We start from the raw sequence: 16,549 nt of genomic DNA on the forward strand, positions 1-16,549 counted from the left end.
TGATCAAATCATAACCGTAATGTGATTATTGACTAAATAGAAAAAATAGTCAAAACTTATTACTTCTTATTTTTTGGATTCTTTTTTTGTTGAGATTTCATTTGACTCATCATCTGATTGATTTTTCTTTCAGAAGGTTTTTGACCCATTTGAAGCATCATCATACGCAGCATATTTTCATCGATTGGTGGATTCTTTTCAAAATAATCCATCATGTACTTTCTTGAAATGAAAAACCCACCAACTAAACCTACGATAAGTGCGATCACAATTAAAAGAATAGCTATTCCTGTTTGCATATTCATACTCCTCTCTTCAACATACTTATTATTTAACCACTACTTCACATTGAATATTGATTATTTCTTTTATAAAGCAGCTCTAAATACTCACTCGACTATTTTACACAACTTTCAACAAAAAATAAACCTTTAGTCTATTAATATTGTTGGTTTCAGAATAAAAACAGTGATTCTGTCGATATCAGTCAAGCCCAAGAAGAGACATTGTACGTCCTAGTATCTTCTAAAAGGGTCATTGACAGCGACAAAATCACTGCTCATTCAATCTCGATTATTTACTTAAGTGATAAATAAGTGTTTACAACGTTTTCTGTAGTGAAACCATAAGATTCAACAACAGCATTACCGTTACCACTAGCTCCAAATTTATCGATAGCGATGATTGCACCATTATCTCTAGTGTATCGATCCCATCCGAATGAAGAGCCCATCTCGATTGCTACGCGTTTTGTTACGCTAGCTGGTAAAACAGATTCTTTATATTCAGCAGACTGCAGATCGAACAAGTCTTGACTTGGCATAGAGACAACAGAAACATCTTTACCTTGTTCTTTTAATGCTTTTTGTGCTTCAACTGCAAGTGATACTTCAGAACCAGTAGCAATTAAAATACCTTCTGGAGTCTCTGAATCGGCAGGTGAAATCACATAAGCACCTTTTTGAACACGTTCTCTCGCTAACTCTTTTGAGTTTTCTAATACAGGAAGATTTTGACGAGTCAATACAAGCATTGTTGGTCTGTCAGTAGATTTAAGCGCAATCTCCCAAGCAGCTGCAACTTCATTCCCATCAGCAGGTCTAATTAATGATAAGTTATGCATACCTCTAAAGCTTGATAACTGTTCAACTGGCTCATGTGTTGGACCATCTTCTCCAACAGCGATTGAGTCGTGTGTCATCACATAAATTGCAGGAATCCTAGATAAAGCTGCTAGACGAACTGCTGGACGTAAATAATCACTGAAGACAAAGAATGTACCGACGTAAGATTTTGTACCACCGTGAAGTAAAATACCATTCAATGCAGCAGTCATTGCAAATTCTCTTACACCGTACCAGATATTTCTACCTTCATATTGACCAGGTTGGAAATCTGTTTGTTTTTTCATCATAGTATTATTTGATCCAGAAAGATCGGCAGATCCGCCCCATAAGTTTGGAACATTCTCAGATAATGCATTTAAGACTTCTCCACTTGATGCTCTAGTAGCAGTAGCACTATCTCCGACAGAATAAGTCGGTAATTGTTCATCCCAATTGCTTGGAAGATTGCCACTTAGTGCAAGTGTGAATTGCTCAGCTAATTCAGCATGCTCAGCTTTGTATTCTTCTATTAAAGTGTTCCAAGACGCTTCAGCTTCGCTACCTTTTTCAATCATGTGTTCCTTGAAGCGATCAGTAACTTCTTGAGGTACGAAGAAATCTTCGCCTTCCCATCCGTAAGCTTTTTTAGCGGCAGTAACGCCATCTGGTCCTAGTGGTGCACCGTGAACTGTATGTGTACCTGCATTTGGCGCGCCAAAACCTATTACTGTTTTAACTTCAATCAATGTCGGTTTATCTGTAGATTGTTTCGCAGCAGTGATGGCTTTATCGATTGCTTCCAGGTCATTACCATCTTCGACAAGAATATGTTCCCATCCATAAGCTTCAAATCGTTTACCAACGTCTTCTGTAAATGCTTTTGAAGTCGGTCCATCTAAAGAAATGTCATTTGAATCATAAAGCATGATCATTTTACCTAATTTAAGATGCCCTGCTAAAGAAGCAGCTTCTTGAGATACACCTTCCATTAAATCGCCGTCACCACAAAGCGCATAAGTATAGTGGTCTACAACATTATGTTGTCCACGGTTATACGTAGCGGCTAAATGTGCTTCAGCCATAGCCATACCTACTGCGTTAGCAACACCTTGTCCTAAAGGACCAGTCGTTGCTTCAACACCATCCGTATAATGTACTTCTGGGTGTCCAGGTGTGCGGCTATCTAGTTGACGAAAGTTTTTTAAGTCATCAATTTTCACATCGTAGCCTGCTAAATGTAACAAACTATAAAGGAGCATTGATCCGTGTCCGGCAGATAAAACAAAACGGTCACGATCAAACCATTTAGAATTTTTCGGGTTAACTTTCAAGTGACGTGTCCATAACGTATAAGCCATTGGTGCTGCCCCCATTGGTAAACCAGGGTGTCCAGAATTTGCTTTTTGAACGCCGTCAATACTTAGAGTTCTAATTGTATCTACAGCCATTTGATCAGTTTTATCAAACAAGTAACTTCATTCCTTCCTATTGCTAAAAATGGTAACGCTCTACTTTATTGTACCTTTTAAATTAATTTTTTTCAACGCTTTCATTACATATGCGTAAAATAAACAATCAGTAATATGGTGTTAATCTCTACCATGTATACCTTTATCACGCTGTATACCTTTTAACTTTTCAGGTGTCACGTCTTTACCATCTGGATCGACAACTTTCATTCCTTCAATATGATTTCTCATACCCGATCTAAATGCTTTAATATACTTCTCTCTTAAATCTTTCTGCTCAGCTTTTTCATCTGCAGACAATCCTTCACTTCTTTGTTTTCTAACTAATTCATTGATTCTATCTAATTGCTCTTTTGCTAACATATTTTTCCTCCTGAATTGAAACTTTTTTTAAAAAATCCTCAAAATTATTCTTGTGTATTGCGAACAACCAGTATAATACAAAAACACTTGAGAATCTAACTTTTAAGCGATATTTCTTGTTCCTTCGAACATTCGTTTGATTAGATGTTCGGTATATGATATAATTTTACTAAAGTTTACGAACAATGTGAACTTTTAATCACTGAATCATACATTAGACTACTATTATACTTAACATTAGCGATAATTTGAAGGGACGAGGTGTTACAATATGACCACTAGAGGCCGTAAAGGTGAAAAACAAATAGAAATTTTACGTTACATTCACGAACAAGTTAACAAACGAGGATATCCGCCTACTGTTCGAGAAATTGGATCAGCTACTGATCTTTCTTCTACTTCTACTGTTCATGGACATTTAGCAAGACTTGAAAAAAATGGTTTTATCTTACGAGATCCATCTAAACCTAGAGCCATTGAGTTTACTAAAGAAGGCTTAATTAAAATTGGTATTGATGAATTTGAAAATCATATCCCACTTTTAGGTGTGGTTACTGCTGGCGAACCTATCTTAGCTGTAGAAGAAGCCACAGACTATTTCCCGATTCCAAACGACTTAGAAATTGAAAAAGGCAACTTATTCATGCTGACGATTCGTGGAAACAGTATGATCAATGCTGGTATTTTAGACGGAGATCAAGTGATCGTTAGAAAACAAGAAACTGCTCAAAATGGTGATGTCGTTATTGCTATGACTGATGAAGACGAAGCAACCTGTAAGAGATTTTATAAAGAACAGGGACATATACGTCTGCAACCTGAAAATGATACGATGGACCCTATTATTCTTCCAAACGTATCGATCTTAGGAAAAGTCGTTTCACTTTATCGTGCACATATTTACTAAGCAATCACAAAACTCAAAGCAGCAACCTCTTATTATATTTAGAGGTTGCTGCTTTTTTAAAATCCGTATGACTCTTCTTGCGCTGACCAAATTTCTTTATAAGCAGTTGCCAAGACAAGTGTATCTTCTATCAGCTTGTCAATTCTGAAGTGAATGTCATCGTTAATGATTTTTCCACCTTGATAATCTGTATCTAATAAGAAAACATAATTCGGTACAATACTCGATTTCATATAACTGAGTATTGGTTTCAGTTGTTGTTCCGGTATTAAATAATGACGATCTGAACCAGCTGTCGCAACGATCGCAGAGACCTTATTTTGCAGTGCACTTTGAGGAAGTAAGTCAAAGACATTTTTTAAAACAGCTGGTATAGATGCTTGGAAGATAGGTGTAACGATCATTAACACATCTGCAGCCATTATGGTTTCAGTGATCATTTTATTATCACCTTCATAGTCTAAATAATTTCTTCCGTCACTGAAAGTCATTTGGTAGTCTTTTAAGTCGATTATACTGACGTCATGTGCTTCTCCATAGGATGTTTTAAGACTTTCTATCATTCTATTTGCAACGATAGACGATTTTTCCCCTACGTTAGAGCCTGCTAATACTACTACGTTCATTTTTTATAAAACTCCCTTTATTTCTTAGTATATTTTCGGATAGCTGGTAATATTTTTTCACCAATAATATCAATGTTCTTTTTAATGTGCTCCATTGATACACCACCAAAATCAAGTTGCGCGATATAGCGTTGATTCCCAAACAATTCATGCTGATAAAGAATTTTTTCAATAATCAATTCTGGATCACCAACGTTAATGACACTTCTGTAGTCTTGCCCATGCGCAAATGCTTGTTTAGGAAATCCTTGACCATTCGTTCTTTTCATTCCTTCGTTGACATGTGGATAATATTCTTTGAATGCATCCATCTTATTTTCACTCGCATAAAAGAATCCAGCTGTAGCAACGGGCAATGTTTTAGTATCAAATCCAGCATTTGCTGCTGTTTCTCTATAAAGATCAATCGGTTTTTTAAATTCTGAAGCTGGTCCACCAAGGTGCGCTTGATACATTGGCACACCTATCAATCCTGCTTTTTGAGCAGATGCGTAAGAACCACCGACAGCTCTCCAGATTGGTAATCCTTTACGTTCGTTCGCAGGTCTAGGAATGACATGAGCATCTCTTAAAGCTGCACGGTATTGCCCTTCCCAGTTGATTCTCTCATTTTCATTGATACCTAGCAGTAGATTGAATTTTTCTTCAAATAGTGCTTCATAGTCCTGCAAATCATAACCGAGCAATTCATAAAGTCCGATTCTAGAAGCACGTCCGGCTACTACTTCCATTCTTCCATCTGAGATAAGATCGATCGTAGCAGCATCTTCAAATACTCGAACAGGATCTGATGTACTAATAATGGTTGCACCAGAAGATATTTTGATATTCTTTGTTGCCTGTGCAATGGCAGATAAAATAACCATGTGAGCTTGTGAAATAAAGTGATCTTGATGTGACTCTCCTAATTGAAAAATATCGATACCTGCATCATCAGCTAATTCAGCCGTTTCGATAATTTCTTTGATACGTTGTTGAGCAGAGATTTTTTTACCAGTGTGTGGGTTAGCTAAATGGTCTCCTAGTGTGTATAGTCCAAACTCTAGCCCTTTGGACTCATCAATCTGTGGTAATACTCTTGGATTAGTCATTCATTATCATTCCTCTTATATTTAGTAAGTTAATTATACCGATAATACATATTAATTTGAAGTAGGTACTTTATAGTGCTATAGTATACTTAATATACTAATGGAGATGTTTAAATGATTGATGATTTACAACCTAGCCACTGTAAAGTGAAAGAACCGCTAGAAATACTACTTGGAAAATGGACACCTGTTATCCTTTTAAATTTGATGCACACTAGTCCGATGCGTTTCAGCGAAGTGAAAAGAGCTATACCGGACATCACACAAAAAATGTTGACAAAACAGCTGAGAGAACTTGAATCACAAGAAATTATAACGAGAGAAGTTTATCCAGAAGTTCCACCACGTGTTGAATATGCGATAACGCCTTATGGTCGTACGTTAGAACCCATCTTAGATGCTTTGCATAAATGGGGAATCGAACATAAAAAGAGACTTCAATCCTCTCATTAAAAATGAAAACACTGCATCCGAATGAACTGTTAAACAGTTTCCATTCGGATGCAGTGTTTTTTTTTTTAGTATTCCATTAATGTAAAGATATCGTAGCCTTTGATTTTATCTCTGCCGTTCAATTCTTTTAATTCAATAAAGAACGCAGTGCCAACAACTTCTCCGCCAAGCTTTTCAACTAACTCGATCGTAGCCGCTATTGTTCCACCAGTAGCTAGTAGATCATCACAAACTAATACTTTTTGACCTGGTTTAATGGAGTCGCTGTGTAGTTGTAAAATATCACTACCGTATTCAAGACCGTAGCTGACTTCGATCGTCTCTCTGGGTAACTTACCTTTTTTACGACAAGGTGAAAAACCGATACCTAATTCGAATGCCACTGGACATCCGACGATGAAGCCTCTTGCTTCAGGTCCAACGATAACATCCACTTCTTTATCTTTCGCGTATTCAACAATCTTTTGTGTTGCCTCACGATAAGCTTCACCATCAGCCATCAATGGGGAAATATCTCTAAAGGTAATTCCTTTTTGTGGAAAATCCGGTACATCCGCTACATAGTTTTTTAAATCCATTTTTATTCTCCTTTTGTTAGTTAAATGTCTTTAAACTAAGTTTTTCAGTGTATGGGTCAGTTCTTTAAATGAACTATAGACGACTGTCTCTTCAACAGCGATATTCTCTAATCTTTGTTTGTAAACAGCTGTCTCCTCAATCGTCATCTTATTAGCTTCTGCATTCACACTGAGCAGTCCGCTATCTATTGTAACAAATCCCGCTTCTAAAAACACCTTGATTATGAATTTTAAAATCGTTTTATCGATTTTCAAGTAATCCGCCAACAAAGAACCTTTTTCTTTAAGATTAATTTTCTTATGTTTTGCTAGAAATTTATAGACTTTAGCAAACTGATCTCTCGTAGGCATTCCTAAAAGATAGTCCTTACTTTTTGTGTAAAAAATACAATAGACTGTTTGATCATCACTTTGTTGAAGTGTAGACTGAATCATTTCCAAAGAATTGGGACAATCGACTAAAACATATGGTCTTGTTGCTTTAAAGGCTTTAGCATCGGCAATTGTATCTATATGCTGACTATCAGACATTTCTGAAACAAAAGGACGATACTTCTCGTAATTTTTTTCATCATAAAAAATATACGTTACCCCTTCAAGTAATAAGTCTGATTTCTTCAGTTCTGTTGTTCGTTTGTCTATAACCACTTGATTTAAAAATTTCATATCTGTCAATTGCATTTGCGGCTTTTTATTGCCATTCCACTCATTGATTTCGATCGTCCCAACAACTGAAATCGGTGTGACAGATTTCAAGGCTTCCGCCATAGCACCATAGTTAAAGGCAATAATATCCAATGGCGAACCGTTTTGATCAATTTTTAATTTTAAGTGTGTTCTATCAGCACCAATTGCTCTAGCCTCGATTGGCGTAACTTCAGAGAATAAGAAAACAGGTTTCGGGTTATTCGTACCGAATGGCTTAAGTAATTCGATCTCTTTGATCGCCTTCAAATCTACTTGTTCAACAGTCACTTCTTCTTCGATCATCAGTTCATCAACAAAGTCTGTAGACTGCTGCACTTGATCTGCTGTTTCATTAAGCGCTTCTTTCAATGGCATGATATTTTCTACAGGTAATGTCATCCCTGCGGCCATATGATGGCCGCCGAAATGTTTGAAAAGGTCTCTATTATGATTACAACTTTCATATAAGTTAAAGGCTTTTATACTTCTAGCAGATCCTTTTGCTTCTTGAGTTGAAGGATTGATGTTTAAAACCACTGCAGGTTTTCCAGTCTCATTTACAATCCTACTAGCTACAATACCTAGTACGCCTTCATGCCAACCTTCTTTTGCCAAAACGTAGACAGAAGCTTCATTTTGTTGTTTTAATAGATCCATTGCTTCTTGTGTGATTTGCATGACGATTTCTTTGCGTTCTTTATTTTTTTCATCCAGTAAATGCGCGATTTCTTGTGCAACTTCTTCATCAAATGTTGTCAGTAATTCAACTACTGGTGTCGCGTCTCCTAATCTACCAATTGCATTTATAGGAGGGGCAACTTTAAACCCAATAGTTGTTTCATCAATCTCTTTTAAAGACAGAGATAATGCACTAAATAAACTGATCAGTCCAACTCGTTGTGTTTGCTTAAGTGTTTTTAAACCAAAGTTGACGATTGCCCTATTTTCATCCGTTAAAGAGACAAGATCTGCTATCGTACCAATCGCCGCTAAATCAAGTAATTCTGCAGGCAAATCACCCAGTAGTGCTGTAGCTAGTTTGAGTGCTACCCCTGCACCAGATAGGTCACTAAATGGATATTCACCTTCTGGATGATTCGGATGAACGATTGCTACTGCATTTGGAAGGATGTCTGGCAATTCATGGTGGTCAGTGACAATTACATCGATTCCTTTTTCTTGAATGGCATTGATGGCCTCATTACCAGCTACGCCGTTATCTACAGTGATGATCAATTGCGTACCATTTTCCTTGAAATAGTTAAAAGCTTTTATGTTAGGTCCATAACCATCTACGAATCGATCTGGAATAAAATATTCGACGTTTGCACCAATAGCTTCCAGCGTTTCGTACAAGATCGCTGTACTCGTTACACCGTCCGCATCGTAATCCCCGTAAACCATGATTTTCTCACCAAGCTCGACAGCACTTGAGATTCTGTCTACAGCTTTTTGCATATCATGCATAAGAAACGGATCATGGAACCAAGAATCATCTGGAGAAATAAATCGAGTGATTTCTTCCGCAGTACTCAATCCTCTATTTAGACAAAGCGTAATAAAAAAAGGCGAGCGATTTAATTCTTCCGAGAGTTTTTGTATTTTACTTTGATCATGTTTGTTGTGAATGGTCCATTTTTTCGACTGTTTAAAGCTCAATATATTCACTCCTTGAATCTAATAAATGCTAACAATAAAAAAACAAGAGCAGTGGCTATTTACGCTCCAAAGCTCTTGCTTATCATTCTATTTATCGTCTAGAAGCTGGACGCCTATTCCAATCAATCCTGGTCCAGTATGAACACCTAAAGCAGGACTAACTTGATCGAAAAAGATTTGTTCGTGATTCGGCAATTTCGTTTTCAGTTCTTCTTTGATTAATTTAGCTTCTTCGATAGCCGTTTCTCCACCATAAGCAACCGCTAAGTTATATTTTTCAGACTGTGAAGCATATGCTTCTACTAATTCAATGGTTCTTTTGATCGATTTGGCGTTACCTCTCACCTTAGCTACTGTGTGATAGATGCCTTCTTCATTACACGTAATAATCGGTTTCAAATTCATCACACTACCTAAAACGGATTGAACGAGTCCAATTCTCCCACCCTTTTGAAGATACTCTAATGTCGGAACATGGAAGTAGACTTTAGCTTTATCAGCACTCTTGACAAGGTTCTTTTTGATTTCTTCAAAAGATAGTCCTTGATCGATTTGGTGAGCTGCTTCAACTGCTGAGAGTCCAGACCCGATACCAATATTTTTCGTGTCTAAAACGAATATATCTAAGCCTTTGTAGTCCTCAGCAACTAGTCTAACCATATTATTCGTTCCACTTAAACCACTGGAAATGGTAATAGCTATGACTTTATCATATCCTTCAGCTTTGATTTCATCGAAAATGCCTTTAATGATCTCTCCATCTGGTAAAGAGGTTTTAGGAATCTCTTTCTCCATACGCTTGTAAACTTCTTCAGCTGTGATATTAAGTTTATCTGTAAATTCACCATCTTTAAAGATGATTTTTAGTGGAATCACTTTTACATTATATTTTTCTATGATCTCTTCAGGAACGTCTGCGCCAGAATCTGTCATAATGGCAATTTTTTCTTTATCCATACGTCCTCCTGTTCTTAATATTAAAAAGTTTTATTTTCAACAGGCGTATTTTCTGTTGAATTCAATTCGTTGTTTGCACGTGCTTCTTTAACTTCTTCTTCTTTTAAGCGTAAAGTTTCTTTTAATTGGTCAATTTCATTTTCGTATTTGGCTTCTAACTCATTTACACGAGCGTTTTCACTATCTTTTGCAGCTGTAGAAGATTTCTCAGCTTCTTTTCTCAATTTCGTTTCTTGAAAAAGTTTCACAGTCGATAGCAGTGTAGCTATGAGTGCTCCTAAGAGGATAGAGCCAAGGATAACGATAATTAGCGGCCATTCATATGTGGCAAAGCCAAAACTGACGGGTACAGAATCTACATTTAATACAGAAAGTATTGCTCCGATAAATAAGAGTATAAATGCACCAACAAAACTCCATTGTTTTTTCATGATTGTTATCTCCTTTTAACCTATTATACTTGAAGAATAACATGTTATGAAATTATTTTCACTGATAGTGAATTATTTCATATCAAAATTATTGATAATCAAGTAGTCGCCTAATCTAGGAAATAAGTTATAAAATTTAGAAGCGACATTCAAACTAAATGGCAACGTCACTTCACGTTTGTTCGTACCAATAACATTAATCGTCTTTTCGGCTACTTCTTCACTTGTTAATACAAATGATCTTATCTTGTCAAGGTAGTTTCCTGAAGGGTCAAAGCTATCAAAGAAAGCCGTGTCAACTGGACCTGGATTGATCGTTGTCACTTTAACGTTCAAGGGTGCTAATTCTAATCTAAGTGCATTACTAAACCCAATCACTGCAAATTTTGTTGCTGAATATACCGCAGCTTTAGGCGTAGCAACCTTACCAGCAATCGAAGCAACATTAATAATATGACCACTTTGTTTTTCAGCCATTTGAATAGCTGCCAATTGTGATAAATAAAGGACTGCTAAGACATTCACTCTAAACATATTTTCAGCTTTATTTAAATCGTAGCTTACAAATTCTTCTGTATGACCAAATCCTGCATTATTGATTAGAACATCGATTGTCCCTACTTCCGATTCAATATTAGCCATTGTTTGTTCGATAGCGTCAGGATTGGATACGTCCAATGGATAAACATGAACATCGGCAGTCGTCAAACCTAAACAATGATTTCTAACCTCTTCAAGCCTATCTTCTCTTCTTGCACAAAGAACGAGCGTTGCTCCTTTTTTAGCAGCAGCATACGCCATTTCTTCACCGATACCCGATGAAGCACCTGTAATCAATACAATTTTACCTTTTAAGTCCATCATTTATGCTCGTCTCCTTCTTTTTCAAGTGGAATAGAAATTTCTTTCAAATCATGCATAACATATGTTTCAGTAAAAATGCACTGGGCTTCTTTTTGTAACTCATATACATCGTTACTTAAATAACGCGCACTGATATGTGTCAATAATAGTTTTTTAACGCGTGCATCTCTGGCAATCTCAGCAGCTTGCACATTTGTTGAATGGTTATAACTAGATGCTAACTTTACATCTGCATGGTTAAATGTACTTTCATGTACAAGTACATCAGCATTCAATGCGAGTTCTTTGCTTGCATCCGTTTTAACCGTATCACCTAATATCGCTATCGTTCTTCCCTTTTGGGTAGGACCTACGAAATCACGACCATCGACCTCACGACCGTCTTCTAATGTTACAGTTTCGCCATTCTTCAACTTGCCAAACAATGGACCAAAAGGCACGCCAGCAGCCTTCAATTTTTCAGCTTGAAGCGTACCTTCGTGATCTGCCTCTTCAATTCTAAAACCAAAAGAGGGCATGCCATGCTTTAATTTTCTAACAGTCACTTTAAACTGATTGTCATCGAAAATAGTATCTCCATCATTAAATTCTACAAATTTAATGGGATATTTAATGTGCGTTCCTGAATAGCGTAGACACGATAAGACATATTGTTTGATCCCTACAGGACCATAAATAGTTAATAGTGTGTCTCCACCCTGAAAAGCCCGACTACTCAGTAAGCCTGGGAGACCAAAAATATGGTCCCCATGCATATGGGTAATAAATATTTTTTCGATTTTTCGCGGTTTCAAAGTTGTGTGTAGTATTTGGTGTTGCGTTGCTTCACCACAATCAAACATCCATACACTATTTCTTTCTTCTAATAATTTCAATGCGATACTTGATACATTTCTGTGTTTAGCTGGAACGCCGGACCCAGTTCCTAAAAATAATAAATCCATAACTGTCCCCTAATTTAAATTCTGACTTCCTTATTTTATCATTTATTCTACAAACTCAAACTCAAAATTGTCGATACGAACAGTATCACCATTAACAGCACCTTTAGCTCTCAGCGCTTCATCAATACCCATACCACGAATTTGACGGGCAAATCTCATGATTGATTCATCGTGCGCAAAGTTCGTCATTTTATATAGCTTCTCTAGTTTCTCACCTGAAAGAACCCATGTACCATCTGGCTCTCTCATAATATTAAAGTGGTCAACAGCAGGTGTATGTTTATAAAGAACTCTTTCTTCTTCTTCGGTCTCTTCATCATATAGAGGGAATTCTGGCGTCGTTTCAAGTAATTCAGCTGTTCTAGATAAGACAGCTGTCAATCCACGCTGAGAGATTGCTGAAACTTCAAAGATTTCAACTTCTTCTCCAAGTTCATCTAATTTTTCTCTAAAAGTTTTTAAGTTTTCCGCAGAGTCTGGCATATCCATTTTATTGGCAATAATGATTTGCGGTCTTTCTCTTAGTTTAAGATCATATTCTTCTAGTTCTTTGTTGATCGTAATGTAGTCATCAATCGGCACTCTGCCTTCAATCCCACTCATATCAACAACATGAAGAAGTACACGTGTACGCTCGATATGTCTAAGGAATTCGATTCCAAGACCAACACCTTGTGATGCTCCTTCAATCAATCCTGGCATATCAGCCAACACAAAACTCTGTCCTTCTTCCGTTTCAACCATTCCTAAATTGGGTACAATCGTGGTGAAATGGTAAGCGCCTATTTTAGGTCTAGCAGCTGATACAACTGACAATAGTGTTGATTTCCCAACAGATGGGAATCCTATAAGACCTACATCAGCTAGTACTTTCAATTCAAGTTCTATTTCTTTTTCTTCTCCAGGTTCGCCGTTTTCAGCGATTTCTGGTGCTGGGTTACGAGGTGTAGCGAAACGAATGTTACCACGTCCGCCACGTCCACCTTTAGCTATGACAGCTTCTTGACCTTGATTGACTAGATCGGCATACATTTGTCCAGTTTCCGCATCTTTCACGATTGTGCCAGGTGGTACTTTTACGTACAAATCCTGTGCACCGCGTCCGTGCTTACTCTTAGACATACCATTATCACCATTTTTTGCTTTAAAGTGTCTATTATATCTGAAATCCATTAAGGTTCTAAGACCTTCATCAACTACAAATATAATATTACCACCGATACCGCCATCTCCACCGGCAGGTCCACCATCTGGTACATATTTTTCACGTCTGAAAGCTACCATGCCGTCTCCGCCATTACCTGCTTTTACGTTTACTTTTACTTGATCTAAAAACATTGACATCTAAAAATCCTTCTCTCCTGTACAGTACTGTTATGTTTCATTTTACACTATTAAAGACTAATTTACTAATCTTCTTAAATGATTGCATAATAAAAGCGGGTCAGGCCCGCTTTTAATTTGTATTAAGTTAACTAACTTAAATTTTTATGATTACCTTTACGTAGATAAATGACCAAAGGTATGGTCAGAACCTACAGCTAAATTAAAGCGAGATAGATTTCTCTTTTTATCTGATGTAACTTCAGTAGCTTGTTTATAATTTTCCATAAAGCGATCTGTTGCCTGATTCATATGCTCTTCGAAGAACAATTCAGCTGAAGCAACCTCTTCCTCTGAAAAATCTTTACTATGATGCATACTTGGTGCTTCATAACTGACTAATGATCCTAAGACACTAAATGCTGACTGTTTTTTTTCAGTGAAATCAACAATAAGCTGTCTTTTTTTCGTCTGTCTCATTTTTTTGACATTTAGCATCAAGTCTTCAGTTAAAAGCTCACTATCAAAATTAGAGGAGATGACGACACCATCTGCATTTGAAAGTCTATAGTTCATTGAAGAAAGATCAGCAGCATGTAAGCGAACTTCATTATGCTCAGATTTCGTCAAATATATCCAATCTTTTAACATCGTGACCATATGGTTACTGTTCATTGAGTTTTCATCTACGATTGTCAATGATTCAATATCCAATTCCAATAACATCTTAGAAAGATGAAGCATATCATAGTCTGTCCCGAATAAAACTAATTTTTTATCGACAAGTTCTCCTGCTTTATCTTTAAGCACTTCTATCGCTCTAGCAGGTTCTGTCAGATAAATCGGTCGCATTGTACTAGATAAACGCATCTTTCTAGAAAAATCAATCGCATTTTTAAATAATTCTCTAAGAACTTGACCTGAAACAGCTTCATCATTCGCTGTTTCTAGCGCAGCTTCAGCATATTTAAGTGTTGCAAATGATCCTCTAGCCTTGGATTCCATTCCACTAAGGATTGAGAATAGATGATTGATCACATCTTTATTGAATTTACTATACGTCTCTAAGATGATTTCTTTAAGTGGTTTGTCGGCATATTCAGATAAGTAACGCAATAAATCTCCATGTTTGAAGTTTTTCTCATCTACATTTAGATAATATTCGCTACGTACGTCTGATGACATAATACATACTTCTTGTACTCCTGGAAATGCACTGATATCTTTTAAGTGAGCAATTTTATCTTGTTCACTTAATTTGTATCTGTCAATATCTTCTACAGATACGGTATCCTGATTTACACCATACATTAATATTTTCAATTATGATCAGTCCTTGTACTAGCAAGTATTTCATTCCAGACTTCTTCTCTACCTTCCTTTGTTTCAGAAGAAAACATAATAACCTTGTCTTCTGTAGCCAATTGAAGGGTCTGGACAACTTGGTTGATGTGTTTATTTCGTTTAGATTTTTTGATTTTATCCGCCTTAGTCGCAACAACTAGAACTGGCAAATCATAATATTTCAAAAAGTCATACATTTGAATATCCAGTTCCGTTGGATGATGTCTAAGATCCACTAATAAAATGCTCAAACTGAGTTCTTCTCTACTAGAGAAATAAACATTCATCATGTCTCCCCATTTTTGCTGTTCTGCATTAGATACTTTTGCATAACCGTATCCCGGAACATCGACGAAGAATAGTGAATGTTCAATATCAAAATAGTTAAGTGTTCTTGTTTTCCCTGGTTTTCCAGAAGTTCTCGCTAATTTTTTTCGATTAACCATAGTGTTGATAAAAGATGATTTACCTACGTTTGAACGCCCAGCAAGTGCTACTTCTGGAAGTCCATCATCTGGATACTGAAGCGGAGAAACTGCACTAATGACGATTTCTGCATAATGAATTTTATTTATATCCATTTATTTTTTCTCCTATACTTTGTTTATTTCGATTAATATAATCCTGTATTAGTATATCATAATCTAAAAGTTTTTAAAGTCCTTCTTTAAACATTGTGACATTCACTTTCCTAATGTTACAAACGTGTGACATTCACTTTTAAACTTTTAGATAGAAGAGAAAAAGAGGCGACTACATCTCTGTAGGCACCTCTTGATGTCATGTATTAAATTAGGTTCTATAATATTTGGTGTTGGTGAGAATTCGCCAACACTATTTTTATGTAAAATGAAACAAGCGAGATTCTCTGATAGACTATAGTTACCACACCAAATCTATAGGAGGAATCTCGCTTGCTTGAATCTAATGATATCAAAAAATTGCTTCATATCCAAGATGAATCGATCACATTGACTCAGATCGATCGTCAAACCCTAAAAGGAACTTTAACCAATATTGTCAGTGGGACAATCACTTATACACCAGGCTATTGTCCTAAGTGCGGTGTTAAAAACGCCGATTATAACATTATTAAGTACGGAACCAAGCTAACTAAAATGGTCTGGAATAAGGTGGCTGGGTATCCAACGCGCCTTTATCTAAAGAAACAACGTTTCTATTGTAAGTCTTGTACACAGACCTTCTCTGCTCATTCCTCAGAAGTCGAAGAACATTGTTTTATTTCTAAGAAAGTAAAGCAACACATCGGCTTTCAATCAAGAGAAGATCTTTCTATGAAGTATATAGCAGAAGAACATACGGTATCACCTTCCACCGTTAAGCGAGTGATTAGCACATTCGCCCAAGTCTATTACCCTGACTTCCAATCTTTACCGCCTTGTTTGCTTTTCGATGAATTCAAATCAGTCAAAAATGTGAAAGGTTCGATGAGCTTCATTTACGCCGATGGCGATACACATGAGGTGATCGATATCCTTCCTGATAGAAGAAAAGCTTATCTCAAACTTCACTTTCAAAAGTATCCGCTAAAAGTGAGAGAGCAGGTAAAACTCATCGTGATTGATATGAACGCAGCTTATGAGTACTTTATAAGAGAGCTTTTTCCAAATGCAAAAATCATTATTGATCGCTTTCACATCACCCAGTTGATTAATCGATCTTTAAATAGAATCAGAGTAAAAATCATGAAACAATACAACCATTCTAGCTATCCGTCTAAAGGAAT

17 protein-coding genes are annotated in these 16,549 nt (G+C 36.6%); 3 read left to right on the plus strand and 14 right to left on the minus strand.

The genetic code is table 11. The annotated features are described in order from the left end of the window. Positions 1-59 precede the first annotated feature (59 nt). From J5J05_RS05555 to J5J05_RS05565, 3 genes are all read right to left on the minus strand, one after another. A complete protein-coding gene (locus J5J05_RS05555; protein ID WP_208559679.1) occupies positions 60-299 on the minus strand; it encodes a YneF family protein in 240 nt (79 codons plus the stop codon). A gap of 278 nt (positions 300-577) precedes the next feature. Further along, the gene (gene tkt, locus J5J05_RS05560) at positions 578-2,575 is read right to left on the minus strand and encodes a transketolase (protein WP_208559680.1); all 1,998 of its coding nucleotides are present in this window, start codon (positions 2,573-2,575) and stop codon (positions 578-580) included. 120 nt (positions 2,576-2,695) lie between these two features. Then, entirely contained in the window at positions 2,696-2,938 is a 243-nt protein-coding gene (locus tag J5J05_RS05565) for a DUF896 family protein (RefSeq protein WP_208559681.1), read from the minus strand. 271 nt (positions 2,939-3,209) lie between these two features. Between J5J05_RS05565 and lexA the strand changes: the two genes are divergently transcribed. Then, positions 3,210-3,845, plus strand: coding sequence for a transcriptional repressor LexA (gene lexA / locus J5J05_RS05570; protein WP_208559682.1), 636 nt, complete (start codon positions 3,210-3,212; stop codon positions 3,843-3,845). Between the two features lie 56 nt (positions 3,846-3,901). Here the strand turns inward: lexA and J5J05_RS05575 are convergent, their stop codons facing one another. Together J5J05_RS05575 and J5J05_RS05580 are read right to left on the minus strand one after the other, a co-directional pair. After that, a complete protein-coding gene (locus J5J05_RS05575) occupies positions 3,902-4,471 on the minus strand; it encodes an NADPH-dependent FMN reductase (RefSeq protein WP_208559683.1) in 570 nt (189 codons plus the stop codon). Positions 4,472-4,488: 17 nt separating this feature from the next. After that, a complete protein-coding gene (locus J5J05_RS05580) occupies positions 4,489-5,562 on the minus strand; it encodes an LLM class flavin-dependent oxidoreductase (RefSeq protein WP_208559684.1) in 1,074 nt (357 codons plus the stop codon). 114 nt (positions 5,563-5,676) lie between these two features. Between J5J05_RS05580 and J5J05_RS05585 the strand changes: the two genes are divergently transcribed. Continuing rightward, a complete protein-coding gene (locus J5J05_RS05585; RefSeq protein ID WP_208559685.1) occupies positions 5,677-6,015 on the plus strand; it encodes a winged helix-turn-helix transcriptional regulator in 339 nt (112 codons plus the stop codon). A 65-nt stretch (positions 6,016-6,080) separates the two neighbouring features. On the opposite strand, the gene J5J05_RS05590 is transcribed toward J5J05_RS05585, so the two are convergent. The 9 genes from J5J05_RS05590 to yihA all read right to left on the minus strand — a co-directional run bounded on the left by J5J05_RS05590 (position 6,081) and on the right by yihA (position 15,383). Next, on the minus strand, positions 6,081-6,593 hold the full coding sequence (locus tag J5J05_RS05590; protein ID WP_208559686.1) for an adenine phosphoribosyltransferase: 513 nt from the start codon (positions 6,591-6,593) through the stop codon (positions 6,081-6,083). A 30-nt stretch (positions 6,594-6,623) separates the two neighbouring features. Then, positions 6,624-8,939, minus strand: coding sequence for a single-stranded-DNA-specific exonuclease RecJ (gene recJ / locus J5J05_RS05595; protein WP_208559687.1), 2,316 nt, complete (start codon positions 8,937-8,939; stop codon positions 6,624-6,626). An 87-nt stretch (positions 8,940-9,026) separates the two neighbouring features. After that, positions 9,027-9,896, minus strand: a complete 870-nt coding sequence (locus J5J05_RS05600; RefSeq protein WP_208559688.1) for a DegV family protein — start codon at positions 9,894-9,896, stop codon at positions 9,027-9,029. Between the two features lie 20 nt (positions 9,897-9,916). Further along, positions 9,917-10,327, minus strand: a complete 411-nt coding sequence (locus J5J05_RS05605; RefSeq protein ID WP_208559689.1) for a LapA family protein — start codon at positions 10,325-10,327, stop codon at positions 9,917-9,919. A gap of 72 nt (positions 10,328-10,399) precedes the next feature. Beyond that, positions 10,400-11,188, minus strand: coding sequence for an SDR family NAD(P)-dependent oxidoreductase (locus tag J5J05_RS05610; RefSeq protein ID WP_208559695.1), 789 nt, complete (start codon positions 11,186-11,188; stop codon positions 10,400-10,402). Next, positions 11,188-12,135, minus strand: coding sequence for a ribonuclease Z (gene rnz / locus J5J05_RS05615; RefSeq protein WP_208559690.1), 948 nt, complete (start codon positions 12,133-12,135; stop codon positions 11,188-11,190). Before rnz ends, J5J05_RS05610 begins: the two co-directional genes overlap by 1 nt. Before the next feature lie 42 nt (positions 12,136-12,177). Beyond that, a complete protein-coding gene (obgE, locus tag J5J05_RS05620) occupies positions 12,178-13,479 on the minus strand; it encodes a GTPase ObgE (protein WP_279633296.1) in 1,302 nt (433 codons plus the stop codon). A gap of 156 nt (positions 13,480-13,635) precedes the next feature. Then, positions 13,636-14,781, minus strand: coding sequence for a glutamyl-tRNA reductase (locus tag J5J05_RS05625; protein WP_208559691.1), 1,146 nt, complete (start codon positions 14,779-14,781; stop codon positions 13,636-13,638). Continuing rightward, entirely contained in the window at positions 14,778-15,383 is a 606-nt protein-coding gene (yihA, locus tag J5J05_RS05630) for a ribosome biogenesis GTP-binding protein YihA/YsxC (protein ID WP_208559692.1), read from the minus strand. Before yihA ends, J5J05_RS05625 begins: the two co-directional genes overlap by 4 nt. 333 nt (positions 15,384-15,716) lie before the next feature. On the opposite strand from yihA, the gene J5J05_RS05635 reads away from it, so the two are divergent. Continuing rightward, on the plus strand, positions 15,717-16,549 hold an 833-nt coding region (locus J5J05_RS05635; protein WP_208559039.1), incomplete at its 3' end, for an ISL3 family transposase.

Origin of the sequence: Marinilactibacillus kalidii (assembly GCF_017599325.1) — a bacterium.
Lineage (GTDB): Bacteria > Bacillota > Bacilli > Lactobacillales > Carnobacteriaceae_A > Marinilactibacillus > Marinilactibacillus kalidii.